This is a genomic window from Geodermatophilus sp. SYSU D01105 (genome assembly GCF_054050095.1).
The window spans coordinates 23049-40783 of record NZ_JBJGYR010000011.1 but is presented as its reverse complement, the minus strand read 5'-3'; the positions used below and the strand labels follow the sequence as shown (position 1 = coordinate 40783).

At 74.7% G+C, this 17735-nt stretch carries 15 protein-coding genes; 14 read left to right on the top strand and 1 reads right to left on the bottom strand.

Annotated elements, in window-relative coordinates; all coding sequences use genetic code 11:
* The first annotated feature begins 8 nt into the window (after positions 1–8).
* The 10 genes from ACI79I_RS12185 (at position 9) to ACI79I_RS12140 (ending at position 11511) form a co-directional block, all read left to right on the top strand.
* Positions 9–287: a hypothetical protein gene (locus ACI79I_RS12185; RefSeq protein WP_456947527.1), complete on the top strand. Its 279-nt coding sequence runs from the start codon at positions 9–11 to the stop codon at positions 285–287.
* 181 nt (positions 288–468) lie between these two features.
* Positions 469–1944, top strand: a complete 1476-nt coding sequence (locus tag ACI79I_RS12180) for a sugar transferase (protein WP_456992599.1) — start codon at positions 469–471, stop codon at positions 1942–1944.
* Between the two features lie 8 nt (positions 1945–1952).
* Positions 1953–3260: an O-antigen ligase family protein gene (locus ACI79I_RS12175; RefSeq protein ID WP_456992598.1), complete on the top strand. Its 1308-nt coding sequence runs from the start codon at positions 1953–1955 to the stop codon at positions 3258–3260.
* A complete protein-coding gene (locus tag ACI79I_RS12170) occupies positions 3235–4332 on the top strand; it encodes a glycosyltransferase (RefSeq protein ID WP_456992597.1) in 1098 nt (365 codons plus the stop codon). The genes ACI79I_RS12175 and ACI79I_RS12170 overlap by 26 nt, the downstream gene beginning before the upstream one ends.
* The gene (locus tag ACI79I_RS12165) at positions 4329–5348 is read left to right on the top strand and encodes a hypothetical protein (protein WP_456992596.1); all 1020 of its coding nucleotides are present in this window, start codon (positions 4329–4331) and stop codon (positions 5346–5348) included. Before ACI79I_RS12170 ends, ACI79I_RS12165 begins: the two co-directional genes overlap by 4 nt.
* 64 nt (positions 5349–5412) lie before the next feature.
* Entirely contained in the window at positions 5413–6849 is a 1437-nt protein-coding gene (locus tag ACI79I_RS12160; RefSeq protein ID WP_456992595.1) for an oligosaccharide flippase family protein, read from the top strand.
* 40 nt (positions 6850–6889) lie between these two features.
* Positions 6890–8035, top strand: a complete 1146-nt coding sequence (locus ACI79I_RS12155) for a glycosyltransferase family 4 protein (RefSeq protein WP_456992594.1) — start codon at positions 6890–6892, stop codon at positions 8033–8035.
* Positions 8032–9132, top strand: coding sequence for a glycosyltransferase (locus ACI79I_RS12150; RefSeq protein ID WP_456992593.1), 1101 nt, complete (start codon positions 8032–8034; stop codon positions 9130–9132). Before ACI79I_RS12155 ends, ACI79I_RS12150 begins: the two co-directional genes overlap by 4 nt.
* A 237-nt stretch (positions 9133–9369) precedes the next feature.
* Positions 9370–10596: a putative glycoside hydrolase gene (locus ACI79I_RS12145; protein WP_456992592.1), complete on the top strand. Its 1227-nt coding sequence runs from the start codon at positions 9370–9372 to the stop codon at positions 10594–10596.
* Between the two features lie 453 nt (positions 10597–11049).
* The gene (locus ACI79I_RS12140; RefSeq protein WP_456992591.1) at positions 11050–11511 is read left to right on the top strand and encodes a hypothetical protein; all 462 of its coding nucleotides are present in this window, start codon (positions 11050–11052) and stop codon (positions 11509–11511) included.
* 121 nt (positions 11512–11632) lie between these two features.
* Here ACI79I_RS12140 and ACI79I_RS12135 read toward each other — a convergent pair whose 3' ends face one another.
* Entirely contained in the window at positions 11633–12301 is a 669-nt protein-coding gene (locus ACI79I_RS12135) for an MBL fold metallo-hydrolase (protein WP_456992590.1), read from the bottom strand.
* Positions 12302–12350: 49 nt separating this feature from the next.
* Between ACI79I_RS12135 and ACI79I_RS12130 the strand changes: the two genes are divergently transcribed.
* The 4 genes from ACI79I_RS12130 (at position 12351) to ACI79I_RS12115 (ending at position 17680) form a co-directional block, all read left to right on the top strand.
* Positions 12351–13775: an amidase gene (locus tag ACI79I_RS12130; protein WP_456992589.1), complete on the top strand. Its 1425-nt coding sequence runs from the start codon at positions 12351–12353 to the stop codon at positions 13773–13775.
* A gap of 139 nt (positions 13776–13914) precedes the next feature.
* Positions 13915–16806 (top strand): excinuclease ABC subunit UvrA, encoded by a 2892-nt coding sequence (gene uvrA, locus ACI79I_RS12125; RefSeq protein ID WP_456992588.1) that lies wholly within the window; start codon positions 13915–13917, stop codon positions 16804–16806.
* A gap of 163 nt (positions 16807–16969) precedes the next feature.
* Positions 16970–17272: a hypothetical protein gene (locus tag ACI79I_RS12120; protein ID WP_456992587.1), complete on the top strand. Its 303-nt coding sequence runs from the start codon at positions 16970–16972 to the stop codon at positions 17270–17272.
* A 255-nt stretch (positions 17273–17527) separates the two neighbouring features.
* Positions 17528–17680 (top strand): hypothetical protein, encoded by a 153-nt coding sequence (locus ACI79I_RS12115; RefSeq protein ID WP_456992586.1) that lies wholly within the window; start codon positions 17528–17530, stop codon positions 17678–17680.
* Positions 17681–17735 lie beyond the last annotated feature (55 nt).

Sequence of the window (17735 nt, the reverse complement as noted above, 5' to 3'; positions counted from 1 at the left end):
GTCCGGACATGGCGATCGTCTACCCGGTCCAGGCCGACGCCCCCGAGCCCGAGGACGGCACCGAGCCCGACTTCGGCGAGCTCGCCGCCGACCTCTCCGACACCTGGCTGGTCGAGGTCGCCCTCAGCGACGACGGCGACGACGCCTGCTTCGGCCCGCTCAGCGCCCGCGCGGCCTGGGACCTCGCCCTCGGCATCGACGAGCGCCGTCCGGCCTGGACGGTCTCGATCGTCCCGCTGCACGTGGCGTGCACCGCCGACGAGCTGGTCGCCCTGTTCGAGGAGTAGCCCCCGGGGCTGGGGCGTCCACCCCACGGACGTCCCGCGAAGGCGGGAGCCGGCGGCGGAGTGCGGGCGCCGGCTGGAGATGCGATCCCCTGCGGCGTCACTTAATGTCCTCAAGCCGTGTTGCAGGACACCTGGTGGGGCGCCAGTGCCGGACACGGACGTCCGGTCTGGGGAGAAGGCAGTGGCAGAGGTCCCGCGGGGTGAACCCGCCTCGGAGGTGGGCCTGCTGCGCCGTGCCGACGGCACGGCAACGGCGCAGGCCGACGCGGACGGCGCGCCGACGCGGCTGACCCTCGAAGCCCCGTGGCGGAGTCCCGAGCCGTGGTGGCTCCGCGGCGGCGTCCGGCCGTACCTGGTCCTGGCGGACATCGGGGCGTTCGTCGTCGCCACCGCGATCACCCAGCCGACCTCACCGGTCCACGGCGTGGTGCTGCTCGTCTACCTGGTGGTCTTCTACCTGGCCGGGCTCTACCGGTCGCGGCTGAACCTCTCCCTCCTGGACGACGTCCCCTACATCCTCGCCGCCTCGGTCGTCGGATTTGCGCTCAAGCTGGCCCTGATCTCCCTCTTCCCCGGTGTCGACCCACCGCCCCGGCAGGTCGTCCACGCCGTGGTGCTGCTCGCCGCCGTGGTCGTCGTCCGGCGGATCGCCTACACGGTCGTCCGCAGGGCGCGCTGCCGGGGTCACGTCCGTCACCGGACGCTCGTCGTCGGCGCCGGACCGATCGGTGTCCGCCTCGCCGACACGCTGCGGGAGCACAGGGACTACGGCCTGGACCCGGTGGGCTTCGTCGACTCGGAGCCGCCGTCAGGTGAGTCCCCGCTCTTCCCCGCTCCGGTGCTGGGGCGGTACGAGGAACTGGGGAGGGTCATCCGCGAGCACCGGATCCGCGACGTCATCGTCGCGTTCGGCGGGCTGGACGACGACCAGCTCGTCGACGTCCTCCGCACGTGCGACCGGCTGGACGTCGAGGTGTTCGTGCTGCCGCGGCTGTTCGAGCTGCACAACGCCAACCGGTACACCGACGAGGTCTGGGGGATCCCCCTCATCCGGGTGCGACGCGCCGTCTTCCGCAGCCCCTGGTGGAAGACCAAGCGGCTGGTCGACGTCCTCGTCTCAGGTGTCGCACTGGTGGTGCTCTCCCCGTTGATGGCAGTGGTCGCACTCGCGGTCCGGCGGGAGGGCGGGCCCGGCATCATCTTCCGGCAGCAGCGCGTGGGCATCGACGGGCGGCCGTTCGACGTGCTGAAGTTCCGGTCACTGAAGCCGGTGGACGACAGCGAGTCGCAGACCAACTGGAACATCAAGCACGACGACCGTCTCGGTCCCGTCGGCAGGTTCATCCGTGCGACGTCCTTGGACGAGCTGCCCCAGCTGTGGAACATCCTCCGGGGCGACATGAGCCTCGTCGGTCCCCGGCCGGAGCGACCGCACTTCGTCCAGCAGTTCTCGACGCACATCCCCCGGTACACGGCGCGGCACAGGGTGCCCGCCGGCCTCACCGGGTGGGCGCAGGCCCACGGCCTCCGCGGGGACACCTCGATCGAGGACCGGGCCCGCTTCGACAACTACTACATCGAGAACTGGTCCCCCTGGCTCGACATCAAGATCGTCCTCAGGACGGTGGGGCAGGTCCTCCGACGGCAGGGAGGTTGACGGCCCCCGTGCCCGCCGCTCCGGGGGCTCCCCAGCGCGCCGGACGGGCCGGTGGGGCGCGGACGCCGTCCACCGTGCTCCTCCGCGTCACCCTGGTGGCCACCCTCGCCCTGGCCCCGCTCGAGGGCTACCTGCTGGCCGTCGACGCGAACCTCAGCAAGGCGGCGCCGGCCCTGTTCCTGCTCACCTGGCTGGGGAGCCGGCTCCTCGCCGGCCGACCGGTCGGGCTCTCCCACCCGGTGGTCTGGTGCGCCGTCGCACTGGTCCCGCTGGTCCTGGCCTCGACCGCGGTCAACCTCGACAACGGTCACGCCCTCCTCTACATGGTCCGTTGGCTGCCCTTCCTCCTGCTCGTCGTGGCGCTGGTGGACGTCCTCACCCACGACGTCGACCCCTGGACGGGCCTGTACGCGCTGGTTGCCGGGGCCGCGGCCGCTGCCCTCGGCGCGGTCGTCAGCTTCGCGTTCCTCGGCTCCCCCCGAGCCACGGGACCGCTGGAGGACCCGAACGACCTCGCCTACGTCCTCACGGCCGCCGTCCCCATCGTGCTGCTGGCCGTCCGGAAGGCCGCACGCCCGCTCGCGGCGCTCGCCTGGGGCGCCGTCCTGGCCCTGCTCCTGGTGGGAGCGGCGGCCACGCTGTCCCGAGGCGGCATCCTCGCCACCACCGCCGTCCTCGTCTGGGCGCTGGCCCGCGGGGTGGTCCCGGCGCGCTTCCTCGCCGCGGCCGGTGCCCTGCTCGCCGCCCTCGCCGTGCCCATCCTCGTGCTGGCGCAGGACGTGGTGCAGCAGGCCCTGGACCAGAAGGAGTACATCGCCGCCAGCAACGTCGACACGCGGCTGCTCCGCTGGCAGGCGGCGGCCCGCATGCTGGCGGACAACCCGCTCCTCGGCGTGGGGCCGGGGGGTTTCCGCAGCGGCTACGTCGAGTACTCCGGGTTCGCCGAGCTGGCCGAACGGACGCCCGTCGCCCACGAGATGTACCTGGAGGTCGGCGCCGAGCTGGGGGTGATCGCCCTCACCCTGTTCCTCGGCGGGATCGTGGCAGCGGTCGTGGCCACCGAGCGCGCGGTCCGCCGACGCCGAGCCGACGGCGCTCCGGACCGAGACACCCAGGACCTCGCCGCACTGGCCGTCCAGGGGAGCCTGTTGGCCGTCTGCGTGTGCTCGGTCTTCCTGTCCGAGCAGTACTACATGCCGCTGTGGGCCGGGCTGGCGATCGCCGCGGCGGTCGACCTGCGGAGCCGGGGTGGGGGAGCCGCGGAACAGACAGGCGGAGAGGAGCAGGTGGATGCGCGTCCTGCACGCCATCGGTGAGATGGGGACCGGCGGCGCGGAGTCCCTCGTCGTCGAGCTCGTGCGACGAGGACCCGAGGTCGGGTGGGCGTCCGCGGTGGCGAGCGCCGGCGGCTCCCGGGAGGAGGAGCTCCTCCGCGCCGGGCTGGCGGACGTCCACCGCGTGCCCCTGTCACGTCGGAGGCCCGCGGGGCTGGCTCGCGCCGTCGCGGCGACCCGCCGGGCGCTGATCGCCAGCGCTCCCGACGTCGTCGTCGCCCACAACGTCGGGGTGACCGCAGCGGTGGCGCTGGCGCAGGCCACCCGGCGTCGGAAGGTCCCGGTCGTCACCGTCTTCCACGGTGTGGCGGCCGCGGACTACCGCACGTCCGCCCGGTTGCTCAGCACCGTCCCGCGGGCCGTGGTCACGGTCAGCCAGGCCATCGCCGGCCGGCTGCGGTCGGCGGGGCTCCGCCGCGAGCCGGTCGTCATCCCCAACGCGGTGACCGCGCCCGAGCTACCCGACCGGGAACAGGCCCGGCGCGAGCTCGGCGTGGACCCCGACACGCCCGTCGCGCTGTGCGCCGCCCGGCTGGTGGACCAGAAGCGCCACGACGTCCTGCTCCGGGCCTGGTCGAGGCTGCCACGGCACTGCGTCCTCCTCGTCGCCGGGGACGGCCCCAACCGGCAGGGGATCGAGGCCCTGCACGCGGAGCTCGGCCTCGGCGAGCGGGTCCGGCTGCTCGGCAACCGGACCGACGTCCCGCGGCTGCTGGCGGCCGCCGACGTCTGCACCCTGGCCTCGGACTGGGAGGGCCTCCCCGTCTTCGTCCTCGAGTCGATGGCTGCGGGCCGGCCGGTCGTGGCCACGGACGTCGACGGTCTCACCGAGGTCCTGCGGGGCGGCGGTGGGCTGCTCGTCCCCCCGGGGTCCCCGGATGCGCTCGCCGGCGCGCTGGAACGGCTCCTGACCGACACCTCCGCGCGCCGGGCCGCCTCCGACGCGGCGAGCCGCACGATCGCCGAGAAGTACGATCCCCTGCAGATGACCCGGCGATACGACGCGCTCCTCCGAGGTCTGGTGGGGACCCCGGCTCCCGGAGCCGCCCAGTGACACGGTCGCAGGCGCTGGCGGCGTTGCGGCGCGCCGTCGTTCCCGCCGTGCTCACCGCGGGTGCCGCCATGGCCCTCGTGCTGGCTCTGCTGCTCACCCGTGACCCGCTGTACCAGGCGAGGGTGGGCATCGTGGCGACGCCGGTGGCCGGCGGTGAGCAGGGCACCCCCGAGTACGGAGCCGTCGTGAGCTCGATCATGCCGGCCCTGCCCGAGGTCGCCGTGTCCACCCCGGTCCTGGACCGCCTGTCCGGCCGGCTCCCGGGGATCGACGCCGCCACGCTCGCGGAGTCGGTGTCGGTCGAACTCGTGCCCGCGTCCGGTGTGGCACGCGTGACCGTGACAGGGGACAGTCCGGAGACGGCGACGGCCGTCCTCGGCGCGGTCGTCGACGTCATCACGGGGAGCGACCTGCTCTCTCCCGTCGCGACGCTCACCGTCATCGGGGACGTCGACGCGGAGACGACGAAGGTCGACCCGGACCCCCTGCTCGCCGGGGGTCTCGGCGCGCTGGCCGCGGTGGTCGTGGGACTCCTCGCGGTCGCCGCGGTGCAGGTGCTGCGGCCCCGCCTGCTCACGCTCGCCGACGTGGCGCAGGTCGTGCACTCGGTCGCCTCCCCAGCGGTGCCCGTCATGGCCCTGGACCGGCGTCGCCGGCAACTGGACCTCGTCGCCTCCCGGCTGGCCGCGGCGGCCCCGGCGGCGACCCGGGTCCGTTCCTTCCCCGCAGGGCCCGACACGGAGGACGGCGTCGTCGAGGCGATCGACCAGTGGTTGGCCCAGCGCGTGGCACGCAGGGCACCGGCCGTCGGCTCTGCGGTCCAGGGGAACGGAGGGCCGGGAGGCAGCAACGGACGGGTGGGAGCCGTCGCGCGGCACAGCAGCCGCGAGGCCGCCGCCGCCGAGCCGGCGGTCGTCACCGTGCGGCTGCGCCGGGCGACGGCCGACGAGCTCACGGCGGCGGTCCTGGCGGCTCTGGACTCCGGCCACGAGATCGGTGCGGTGGTGGCACGGTGACCTCCGTCGCGCCGGGGGCGCCCAGGGGCCACCGCGGGAACCGACGCGCGGACCGGGGCCGCCCGTGAGCCGGGGACTGGCCGGCGCCGCCTCCCGGGGCGCGCTGTGGCTCGGGCTGGTCAACCTGCTGAGCAAGGGGTCGCAGGTCGTCGTCACCCTCGCCCTCGGGGTCTTCCTGACCGCGGGCGAGCTCGGCACGGTCACCGTCACCGTGGCGTTGCTCAACCTCGCGCTCGTGCTCCAGTCGGCGGGGGTGTACGACGTCATCGCGCGGACGCCGGAGGACCCCCGCCGGTTTGCCGGCACGGTCGCCACCATGTCCCTGGGCCTCGGCGCGCTCATCGCCCTCGTGACGGTCGTCCTGGCCCCGCAGATCGCCGGGCTGGCGGGCGCTCCCGGAGCGACCGACCTCCTGCGGGTGGCCGTGCTGAGCCTGCCCTTCACCGCCCAGGCCGGCGTCCAGATGGCCTACCTGCACCGGCACCTCGACTTCCGCAGACGGCTGGTCCCGGATGCAGGGAGCGCGCTGGCGGGAGCCGCGGTGACCGTCGCGGCCGCGGCCGCCGGGCTGGGCGAGTGGTCGCTGGTCGCCGGCCTGGTGACCACGGCCGTACTGGCCCCCCTGCTCGGCGTCGCGGTCGGGATCCGGCTGCGGCCACGCTGGTCCGGAGCGCACGCCCGGGTCGCCGGCCGCTGGGCCGCCGTCACCGGCCCGGGAGCGGTGCTGGGACTCGTGCTGCTGAACCTCGACTACGTCGTCATCTCCCGGGCTCTGGGTGAGGCAGCGACGGGTGTGTACTCCTTCGCCTTCCGCATCGCGTTCGTCCCCTACGTCATGGGCGCCGTGGTGCTGGGCGGCGTCGCCTTCCCCCTGTACGCGCGGCTCATGGAGTCGGGGGGCGAGCCGGCGATGGCCCCCGCCCTGGTGCGCTTCGTGCACGTGGTGGCGGCGACCACCGGCGGTGTCTGTCTGGCCCTCGCGCTGCTCGCCGACCGCATCGTCGTCATCGACCCGCGCTGGGCGGGGTCGGCACCGGTCCTGCGCGTGCTCGCCGTGTACAGCGTCCTGCTGGGCCTCGTGCTCATGGGTCACGAGGCCCTGCGGGCATCCGGCCGGCCCGGGCTCTACCTCCGGGCCCAGGTCGTCCACGTGCTCGTCCTGCTGGCCGCGGCTGTCGCGCTGGTCCGGTTCGGCATCGTCGGGGTGGCCTGGGCCCAGGTCGGGGCCGTCGCGGTGGCCGCCCTGCTGGTCGCCGTCATGCTGAGGCGGGTAGGGCTGCTCGGGGCCGGTCTCGGCCGGGCGCTCCTGGCGCCGCTGGCCGCCGCCGCCGTCGTCGCCGTCGTGCACGAGGTGGCGCGGGCGGCGGGTGCGCTGCCTCCGGCCACCTCCCTGGTGGGTGGTGCGGTGGTCGGGGTCCTCGTGCTCGCCGCCTACCTGGGTGCCCTGGTGCTGCTCGACCGGCCGCTGGTCCGGGACCTCAGGATGGCGGCGGCACGGTGACCGGGGCACGGACGGCTCGATGGGAAGGGGGGACGCGACGATGAGCAGCGGTCCGGGAAGAGCCCGGCGCCTGGCCTACCTGCTGACCCAGGACCGTGGTGGGCCGGTCGACGTGACGGTCGAACTGGCGCTGGCCATGAGCCAGGTGCCCGGGTGGGACGTCCGCGTCTTCGGCCCCCGACCGGCCCGGGGTGCCGAGCGCATCGCCGCCCTGCACACCGAGCTGCTGGTGGAGGGCAAGGGAGCGGTCGGGGCCATCCGACGGGCCCGGAGCCGGCTGGGTGCCTGGCGGCCCGACGTCGTGCACGCGCAGGACCGCCGCTCGGGCCTGGTGTGCGCCGGGATGGGCTGGGGGCCGGCGCGCGCGGGGCGGCCGGGGGCGGTGCTGCACACCTACCACGGGGTCCCTGACGACGTGACCGAGCCGTGGTTCCGCGGAACCGGGGGGGAGGCACCCTCGCGCTACACCCGCACGGTCCTGGCGGCCGACGCCCTCGTGGCGCGGTCCGTCACCCGCACCGTCGTCCCCGCGGCGTCGATGGGTCGCTTCCTGCGCGAGCGGCTGCGGGTGCCCGCGGGCCGCGTGGTGCACATCGACAACGGCCTGCCGTTGCCGCCGGCCTCCGTGCCGACCGGGCCGGTGCGACGACTGCTGTTCGTCGGGCTGCTCGTGCGCCGCAAGGGCGTGCACGTCCTCCTCGAGGCCATGGCGGGGGCCGCCCTGCCGCCCGACGTCACCCTGCAGGTGGCCGGCGACGGCCCGGAACGGGCGGACCTCGAGGGGTGCGCGTCGCGGCTCGGCCTCCGAGACCGGGTGGCCTTCCTGGGCTTCCGCTCGGACGTGCCGCGTCTGTTGGCCGGGTCGGACGCCTTCGTGCTCCCGTCGGCCATGGAACAGCAGCCGCTGGTGCTCATCGAGGCTCTCGGCGCCGGCAAGCCGGTGGTGGCCACCGACGTGGGAGGAATCCCGGAGATGGTCGCCGGCGCGGGGATCGTCGTCCCACCCGGGGACGCTCCGGCGCTCGGGCGCGCGCTGCAGGAGCTCACCACCGGCGACCAGGCCACCCGGTGGGGGGAACGGGGCGCGGCGGTCGCTCGGGAGAGGTTCTCGGTCGAGGCCACCCGCGAGCAGCACCTGGCCCTCTATCGAGCCCTGCTCGGGGACCTGCCGGAGGCACGCGGGTGACCGTCCACGTGGTCCACGTCGCCCAGCCGACGAGTGAGGGCGTCGCCCGTTGCGTCGTCGGGCTGGTCCGCCACCAGGTGGCCGCCGGGATCGACGTCACCGTCGTCTGCCCGGACGACGGGTGGCTGGCTGCGGAGGCGGTCGCGGGCGGGGCGCGGCACGTGTCCTGGACCGCGCGGCGCAGCCCCGGCCCCGTGGTGGCGCAGGAGACGGCCACGCTGCGACGGATCCTCAGCGGTCTGCGTCCGTCGCTGGTCCACCTGCACAGCGCGAAGGCCGGTCTCGCGGGCCGTCTCGCGATCCGCGGCCGGGTGCCGACGGTCTACCAGCCACATGCCTGGTCCTTCCTGGCGGTCCAGGGCCTGCTGCGGCGGGCCACCGTGGCCTGGGAGGTCTGGGCGGTGCGGTGGGCCCAGCGGGTCGTGTGCGTCAGCGAGGCCGAGTGCCGGGACGCCGCAGAACTGGGCCTCCCGCTGGACGGCAAGGCCCGGGTCGTGCCCAACGGGGTGGACACCGACCGGTTCCGGCCGGGGAGCCGCGACGAGGCACGCGCCGGGCTCGGGCTCGGCGACGGGCCGTTGGCGGTGTGCGTCGGCAGGCTCAGCGAGCAGAAGGGGCAGGACGTGCTGCTGGCGGCCTGGCCGGCGATCCGGGGGGCCGTGCCGGACGCGCGCCTGGCCCTCGTGGGGGAGGGGCCGTGGCGCGAACGGCTGGCGGCCACGGCCGGTGGGGGCGTCGTCCTCGTCGGCAACAGCCCCGATCCCCGGGACTGGTACGCGGCAGCCGACGTCGTCGTCGTCCCGTCCCGCTGGGAGGGGATGGCCCTCGTCCCCCTGGAGGCAGGGGCCAGCGGCCGCAGCGTCGTGATCACCGACGTGGCGGGAGCCCGGGAGGCCGTGCCCCCTGACGCGGGGGCCGTCGTGCCCGCCGAGGACGCGGCGGCGCTCGCGGAGGCGGTCGCACTCCGGCTGCGGGAACCCGCTGTCGCCCGACGCGAGGGTGCCGCGGCACGCCGGCACGTCACCGACGCCCACGGGCTGGACGCAAGTGGCGCGCAGATGCTCGAGGTCTACGCGGAGGTGCTCGACGGGCCCTGAGCGGGCTCCTCGCGCCGGTGCAGGTCCCACTCGACCAGGTCCCGGTGCTCGCTGAACGGCATGTCGGTCCCACGTGGGCACAGACTGTGAGGCGGAGGCCCTGGTCCAGGCGGAGGCGGACGGCACGTGGGGGGAGAGCCCGCTCCAGCTCACCCGGACGGAGGATCCAGTCCGGGGCGCGACCCGTCGACACCTGCTGGTGTGACCAGGTTCTCGAGGACGCGCAGGGTCTGGCAGGTGGGGGGTGCGGTGCTGTCGGCTGCGCTCATCGCGGTGCCGAGCGGTTCCACCGGCCGGTCGCCGGACACCTCGGCGACAGCGGCCTGCCGCCCGGTCTCCGCGAGCACCGGCGCGGGGGACGTCGTCGAGCGGCGGGGCTTCTGGTACGCCATCGGCGACCGACCGACCGAGCAGGAGATCGACGCCGCGCCCTCCCGTTACGGCGTCGTCGTCCTCAACTCCTGGGAGACCTGGGCCCTCGAGCGGCTCAAGCAACGAGACCCCTCCGTGGTCGTCCTCGTCTACAAGGACCTCTCCAGCACCCGCAGCTACCACACGGGGCCACAGCCGCCGACCGGCGTGGGCCACGCCGAGGCCGACCCGTCCTGGTTCGCCGTCGACGGCGCGGGGGAGCGCATCGAGTGGGACCCCTACCCGGGGCACTGGCAGATGGCGGTGTGGGACCCGGCGTACCAGCAGCGCTGGGTGGACGACGTCGTCGAGGAGGTCGTCTCGGCCGGCTGGGACGGCGTCCTGGCCGACAACGACCTGTCGACGCTGCGGTGGTACGACTCGGCACTGCTCGCGGGGACGACGTCGGCCGAGGAGACGGACGCGCAGGTGCGGCGGGGGCTCGACGGCCTCGTGACGCGTGCGGGGGAGGCCCTGCGCGCGCACGGCCGACTGCTCGTCCCCAACGTCTCCGACGCGCGCCTGCACGAGGGCCGCTGGGCGGCGCACGCCGCCTTCGGCGGGGCCATGGAGGAGAACTTCGTGCACTGGGGCACCGACCCGGGAAGCGGGCACGTCTGGGACTGGGGCCAGTCCGGGTGGGTGACCCAGACCGGGCAGTTGACCGCACCCGGGCTCGCCCTCACGGTGACCCGTGCCGCGCGGGGTGACACCAGGACCCTCCTGTACGGCTACGCCAGCACCCTCGTCCGCGGGGACGAACGGGACTTCTGGACCCCGTCGACCACGCCGGCCGGGGACTACAGCGAGCCGGAGGCGCTCGACGAGATGACGATCCCGCTCGGCCCGGCCGCCGACGCCGTCCGGGAACCGTCCGGCGTCTGGACCCGCCGGTTCGCCTCGGGATGGGCGGCGGTGAACCCCACGCAGGCCACCGTCACCGTCGTCCCGCCCCGGGGGACGGTGGACGGGAACGGCCGGAAGGTGACGTCGGTGTCCCTGCGGCCGGTGTCGGGCGCGGTCTTCCGCGTGGACGGTGCCTGCACCCGGTAGCGGGGTTCCCCCATCGAGTCGCCCGTTCCCCCCAGCCGGCGGGCCCACCGGCCGCGGGCTCGCCACTCCCCGGGGTGCGGAGGCTCGGCGCGGATCGTGGGGTCCCTGCCGTGAGCCGGGAGGACCCAGGCGTTGCCCACCCCGCTCGGGAAGAGGCGGTCGCCGGGCCGTCAGGGCTCCGGGCGCCCCGCCCGAGCCCCGGCCTCACCAAGGGTGATGCGGTGCACGTGGATGGCGGTGCCGGGCCGACCCGCCCGTCGTCCGGGGGTGGCGCGGAGAGCGGGTGGTTGCTCGGCCGTCCGCACAGGACGAGCATCCCGGCGCACCCAGCGGTGAGTTGGACACCGCGGGTGCCGAGGCGTGGAGTCCTCCGCGACTCGCGAGGCGACGACCGTCGACTGCGGCCGGGCTCGTGGCCGCGACGCGTGAGTTCGACCCGAGGAGGTGTGCGCGATGCTGGGTGAGCGTCTGGGTGGGGCCTCGGGGAAGTTCACGAGCATCCGAGTCCTGCCTTCGGAAGGAGACCAGGTCTGGCTGGAGGTGTCCTTCCAGGGGCGCGGGACCTTGCTGGGGCGGGAGATCACCGACACCGGCACCTATCGGCAGACCTTCCGCCCCGGAGGCGTCCTCGCCGGTGAGGGCCACGTGCTGATGATCACCGACACCGGAGACGTCGCCGACTGGGTCGGCGGTGGGGTTGGCCGCCGGACGGGCCCCGGTCACCAGGCCAGCTTCGGCGTGTGGGGCTCGTGCCCGTCGGCGACGGGTGCCCTGAGCCGTCTCGCCGAGGTCGCTGACGTCCTCGAGTACGAGGTCGAGGAGGACGGCAGCTACCACTGGACCATGTGGGCGTGGACGGGCGCCGGCGTCCCGTCGATCCCGCGCCAGGAGGTCCGGACCGGCGCGATGGCCTGACCGGTCTCGGTGACGGGGCCGGGGTCGCAGGCCCCGGCCCCGGTGACGCGGCCGGATCCGCGCCCACCGGTCTCCTCGGCCGCCGACCCGGCTCAGCGCGTCAGCGTCCGTGTCGCAGCCGCTACCAGCCGCGCTCCCGCCACTCGCCGAGGTGCGGGCGCTCGGCGCCGATCGTGGTGTCCCTGCCGTGGCCGGGGTAGACCCAGGCGTCGTCCGGGAGGACGCCGAACAGCCGTTGCTCGACGTCGTCGATCAGGCTGGCGAACCGCTGCGGGTCCTGCTGCGTGTTGCCCACCCCGCCGGGGAAGAGGCTGTCGCCGGTGAAGACGTGCGTGCCGGCGTCGCCGGGGCCGCGCCAGACCAGGGCGATGCTGCCCGGCGTGTGCCCGCGCAGGTGGACGACCTCGAGCGTCTGGCTGCCGACCGTGACCGTGTCGCCGTGCTCCACCGGCCGGTCGACGGGCACCGGCAGGTCGTCGGCGTCCGCGGGGTGGGCCACGGTCGTCGCGCCGGTGGCCTCGACGACCTGCGGCAGGGCGCGGTGGTGGTCCCAGTGCCCGTGGGTGGTGACGACGGTGCGGACGTCGGCGTCGCCGATGAACGCGCGCAGCGTCTCGGGCTCGGCGGCGGCGTCGACGAGCAGGGCCTCGCCGGTCTCCGGGTCTCGCAGCAGGTAGGCGTTGTTCGCCATCTCGCTCACGGCGATCTTGCTGATGGTCAGCCCCGGCAGCTCCCGGACGTCGGCGGGCCCGCCCACCTCGACGTCCCCGGTGTAGGTCCCCGAGCTCATCCCCAGACTCCGTTCGAGAAGTGTCGGCGGCCGCGGATACGGTCCTGACATGGACGCTAGCGGAGGTCTGCCGGTCGGTGCTCCGGGCGGAACGGTGGTGGGCCTCCCCGCGACCGAGCTGGCCGCCCGGGTGCGCTCCGGGGAGCTCTCCGCCGTCGACGTCGTCCGGGCCCACCTGGCCCACCTCGACGACGTCGAGCCCCGGGTGGGCGCCTTCCGGGTGGTCCGCCGCGAGGCGGCGCTCGCCGAGGCCGCCGCCGTCGACGCCGCGCCCGGCCGGGCGTCCCTGCCCCTGGCGGGGGTCCCGATCGCGGTCAAGGACAACGTGGCCGTGGCGGGGGAGGCCTGCACCGACGGCTCGCCGGCCTGTCCGGCGCGCCGGGCGGCGGAGGACCACCCGGTGGTCGCCCGGCTGCGGGCCGCCGGTGCGGTCGTCGTCGGCCTCACCCGCGCCCCGGAGCTGTGCCTCTACGCCTCGACCGACGGCCCCGGCGCGGTGAGCCGCAACCCGTGGGACACCTCCCGCTCGCCCGCCGGCAGCTCCGGTGGCAGCGCGGCGGCGGTGGCCGCGGGCGCCGTGCCGCTCGCCCACGGCAACGACGGGATGGGCTCGCTGCGGCTGCCCGCCGCCGCGTGCGGGCTGGTGACCCTCAAGCCCGGCCGCGGCGCGGTGCCGGCCGGCATCGGCGCGGACGACTGGTCGGGCATGGCCGAGAACGGCGCGCTGGCCACCACGGTGGCCGACCTGGCGCTCGCGCACGCGGTACTGGCGGGGGAGGAGCCGGTGCCCCCGGAGGCGCCCGGCCGCCCGTTGCGGATCGCCGTCTCCACCCGGTCGCCGGTGCCCGGGGTGCGGGCCGACGCCCCCGCCCGCGCCGCGGTGGAGCGCGTGGCCACCGCGCTCACCACGGCGGGCCACACCGTCGTCCGCCGCGACCCCCCGGTCCCTCCCGCGGCCGCCGCGGGCGCCGTCGCCCGGTGGCTGGCCGGCGCCGCGGACGACGCCGCCCACCTCGGGATCCCCCTGGCCGACCTGCAGCGGCGCAGCCGGACCCATGCCCGCCTCGGGCGGTGGGTGCGCGCCGCGGGGCTGGTGCGGCCGCGGACCGCCGAGCGCTTCCGGGAGCAGGTGGTGGCGTTCCTCTCCGACGTCGACGTGCTGCTCACCCCGGTCACGACCGGCCCGCCGTTGCCGGCCCGGCCCTGGCACGAGCGCTCGTTCCTCGCCAACGTCACGGCCAACGCGCGCTGGGCCCCGTGGACGGCGGCCTGGAACCTGGCCGGCCTGCCCGCACTGGTGCTGCCCGCCGGGACCAGGCCGGACGGGCTGCCGCTGGCGGTCCAGTTCGTCGGCCCCCCGGGTGCGGAGAGGCGACTACTCTGGCTGGCCGGAGAGCTGGAGCGTCGGCAGCCCTGGCGTCGTCATGCGCCGGTCTTCGACCCCGCGGGCGCCCCGTCCCCGGCTCCCGTCTGAGCACCTCCCGCCGCCGGCAACGTCGCCGTCGTCACGGATTGCGCCCGGACGGTGACGGCGTTGTCCGTACCGACACCTCGACACCTCCACCGCGGGCCCCGGACCGACCGGCCGGCCCGGCTGACCGACAGGGATCACATTGGACCGTCTCGTCGTCCGCGGCGCCCGCGAGCACAACCTCAAGGACGTCCACCTCGACCTGCCCCGTGACGCGCTGATCGTCTTCACGGGGCTGTCCGGCTCGGGGAAGTCCAGCCTGGCCTTCGACACCATCTTCGCCGAGGGCCAGCGGCGGTACGTCGAGTCGCTGTCGGCCTACGCCCGGCAGTTCCTCGGCCAGATGGACAAGCCGGACGTCGACTTCATCGAGGGTCTCTCGCCCGCCGTCTCGATCGACCAGAAGTCGACCAACCGCAACCCGCGGTCGACGGTCGGCACGATCACCGAGGTCTACGACTACCTGCGGCTGCTCTACGCGCGCGCCGGGCAGCCGCACTGCCCGAACTGCGGCAAGCCCATCTCCCGGCAGACGCCGCAGCAGATCGTCGACCAGGTGCTGGGGATGGCCGAGGGCACCCGGTTCCAGGTGCTGGCCCCCGTCGTCCGCGCCCGCAAGGGCGAGTACGTCGACCTGTTCAGCTCGCTGCAGACCCAGGGCTTCTCCCGCGTGCGCGTCGACGGCGTCGTCCACCAGCTCACCGACCCGCCGAAGCTCAAGAAGCAGGAGAAGCACACGATCGAGGTGATCGTCGACCGCCTCACCGTCAAGGAGAGCGCGAAGCGGCGGCTCACCGACTCGGTCGAGACCGCGCTGGGCCTGGCCGGCGGCCTGGTCGTCCTCGACTTCGTCGACCTGCCCGAGGACGACCCGTACCGCGAGCGCACCTTCTCCGAGCACCTCGCCTGCGTCGACGACGGGCTCTCCTTCGAGGCGCTCGAGCCGCGGTCGTTCTCCTTCAACTCGCCGTTCGGCGCGTGCCCGGAGTGCACCGGCATCGGCACCCGCAAGGAGGTCGACCCGGAGCTGGTCGTCCCCGACCCGGAGAAGAGCCTGGCGCAGGGCGCCATCGCCCCGTGGTCGACGTCGATGAGCAACGAGTACTTCACCCGGCTGCTCACCGGCCTGTCCCAGCAGCTGGGCTTCTCCATGGACGACCCGTGGGAGCGGCTGCCGGCCAAGGTGCAGAAGGCCGTCCTGCACGGCTCGCCCGACCAGGTGCACGTCCGTTACAAGAACCGCTACGGCCGCGAGCGCAGCTACTACGCCGCGTTCGAGGGCGTGCTGCCCTTCCTCGAGCGCCGGCACGAGGACACCGACAGCGACTACATGCGGGACAAGTACGAGGGCTACATGCGCGACGTGCCCTGTCCCGTGTGCCACGGCACCCGGCTCAAGCCGGAGATCCTCGCGGTCAAGCTCAACGGCCGCTCGATCGCCGAGGTCACCAACCTCTCCATCGGCGAGGCGGCGCAGTGGCTGGGTGCCCTGGAGCTCGGCGAGCGCGAGAAGGCGATCGCCGACCGCGTGCTGCGCGAGATCCAGGCGCGGCTGTCCTTCCTCGTCGACGTCGGGCTGGACTACCTCTCCCTCGACCGGCCGGCGGCCACCCTCGCCGGCGGTGAGGCCCAGCGCATCCGGCTGGCCACCCAGATCGGCTCCGGCCTGGTCGGCGTGCTCTACGTCCTCGACGAGCCGTCGATCGGGCTGCACCAGCGCGACAACACCCGGCTGATCGAGACCCTCGTGCGGCTGCGCGACATGGGCAACACGCTCATCGTCGTGGAGCACGACGAGGACACGATCAAGACCGCCGACTGGGTGGTCGACATCGGGCCCGGCGCCGGCGAGCACGGCGGTGAGGTCGTCGTCAGCGGCACGGTCGCCGAGCTGCTGGCCAGCGAGAAGTCCCTCACCGGGCAGTACCTGTCGGGCCGCCGGGAGATCGCCATCCCGCAGCAGCGCCGCGAGCCGACGCCGGGCCGCGAGCTGGTGGTGAAGGGCGCCCGCGAGAACAACCTGCGCGGGCTGGACGTCGCCTTCCCGCTCGGCTGCCTGGTCGCGGTCACCGGGGTGTCCGGCTCGGGCAAGTCCACGCTGGTCAACGACATCCTCTACACGACGCTGGCCAACCAGCTGAACCGGGCGCGGCTGGTGGCCGGCCGGCACCGCACCATCACCGGGCTCGACCAGCTGGACAAGGTCGTGCACGTCGACCAGTCGCCGATCGGGCGGACCCCGCGGTCCAACCCGGCCACCTACACCGGCGTCTGGGACCACGTCCGCAAGCTGTTCGCCCAGACCTCCGAGGCGAAGATCCGCGGGTACCAGCCCGGCCGGTTCTCGTTCAACGTCAAGGGCGGCCGCTGCGAGGCCTGCTCCGGTGACGGCACGCTCAAGATCGAGATGAACTTCCTGCCGGACGTCTACGTCCCCTGCGAGGTGTGCAAGGGCGCCCGGTTCAACCGGGAGACCCTCGAGGTCCACTACAAGGGCAAGACCGTCGCCGAGGTCCTCGACATGCCCATCGAGGAGGCCGCGGACTTCTTCGCCGCGATCCCGGCCATCGCGCGGTACCTGCGCACCCTCACCGACGTCGGTCTGGGCTACGTGCGGCTCGGCCAGCCGGCCACCACCCTCTCCGGCGGTGAGGCGCAGCGGGTGAAGCTGGCCAGCGAGCTGCAGAAGCGCAGCAACGGCCGCAGCATCTACGTCCTCGACGAGCCCACCACGGGCCTGCACTTCGAGGACATCCGCAAGCTGCTGCTGGTGCTCCAGGGCCTGGTCGACAAGGGCAACTCGGTCATCGTCATCGAGCACAACCTCGACGTCATCAAGAGCGCCGACTGGCTCATCGACATGGGCCCGGAGGGCGGGTTCCGCGGCGGCACGGTCGTCGCCGAGGGCTCGCCGGAGTTCGTCGCCTCGGTGCCGGAGAGCCACACCGGCCGGTACCTGGCCAAGCTCCTCGACCCCGAGGCCGTGGCGGCCGCGGCGGCGCCGAAGAAGCGGGTCCGCAAGAAGGCCAGCTGACGCCAGTCGGCAGACGGCGGCGGTTCCTCCTGCCCTTGAACGGGGAGTGGCCGCCGCCGTACTGTCGGCTGTGACGGACATCACGTCGGCGGACCGGTGTGGTGGGGCCCTCGAAGGAGGAGGCGCGCATGGGCGTTGTCCCGGAGCAGACCGGCACCCCGCGATGAGCGCGCTGACGCCCGACTGCGACCCCGACCTGTCCAACTGCGGCTCGCCGGTGGACGGCGCCTCGGGTGCCCGGGGCGGGTCCTCGCTGCGGTCGACCCTCGTCCTGCTCGCCGTCCTGGCCGGGTCGGTGTTGCTCGCCACCGGCGAGGCGGTGCCCGGCGCCGTGGCCTTCCTCGGCGGCGGAGTCGCGCTGGTCTCGGGCCTGGTCCTGGTCCGGCGGGGCGTCCGCCTCGCCCGCCGCGTCGGCGCGGCCGCGCCCGGGGCCGTCGCGGTGCGGCGGTCCCGTCCCGCGGGGTGACCGCGCCGCGGACACACCGCACGGCGCTCCCTGCTGGATCGACACCGAGCAGCCCGACCCCGACGCGGCCGCCCGCTGACACGCCGGCCTGTTCGGCTGGACGCTGACCGACGCCGTCCCGCGGACACCAGGGCCGCGGCTGTGACCCGGCTCGGCGGAACGGTGATCGCCGGCCCCGCCCGGCTTGGCGGACGTGATCGGCGGGCTGGTCGTGGTGCCGCCGGGGGCCCGGCCTCCTGGCACGTCACGTCCACCGTGGCCGACCGGGACGAGACCGTCGCCGAGCGGCTCGGTGCGACGACGGTGACCTCGTCCGACGACGTGTGGACGAGGAACGCGGTGCTGCGCGACTCCCAGGGCGCCGGGTCCACCGTCAGCCAGTTCACCCCGCCCGACGGCGACCGGTGACCGCGCCGGGGGGTCCCTGACCTGCGCGGGGGCTACTGTGACCCGTGTCACTCCC

Bases quoted from the DNA above. Each gene is read 5' to 3' on its own strand.
- ACI79I_RS12140 (WP_456992591.1), top strand. From the start codon at position 11,050: ATGCTGGGTGAGCGTCTGGGTGGGGCCTCGGGGAAGTTCACGAGCATC.
- ACI79I_RS12155 (WP_456992594.1), top strand. From the start codon at position 6,890: ATGAGCAGCGGTCCGGGAAGAGCCCGGCGCCTGGCCTACCTGCTGACC.
- ACI79I_RS12130 (WP_456992589.1), top strand. From the start codon at position 12,351: ATGGACGCTAGCGGAGGTCTGCCGGTCGGTGCTCCGGGCGGAACGGTG.
- ACI79I_RS12170 (WP_456992597.1), top strand. From the start codon at position 3,235: ATGCGCGTCCTGCACGCCATCGGTGAGATGGGGACCGGCGGCGCGGAG.
- ACI79I_RS12120 (WP_456992587.1), top strand. From the start codon at position 16,970: ATGAGCGCGCTGACGCCCGACTGCGACCCCGACCTGTCCAACTGCGGC.
- ACI79I_RS12185 (WP_456947527.1), top strand. From the start codon at position 9: ATGGCGATCGTCTACCCGGTCCAGGCCGACGCCCCCGAGCCCGAGGAC.
- ACI79I_RS12135 (WP_456992590.1), bottom strand. From the start codon at position 12,301: ATGAGCTCGGGGACCTACACCGGGGACGTCGAGGTGGGCGGGCCCGCC.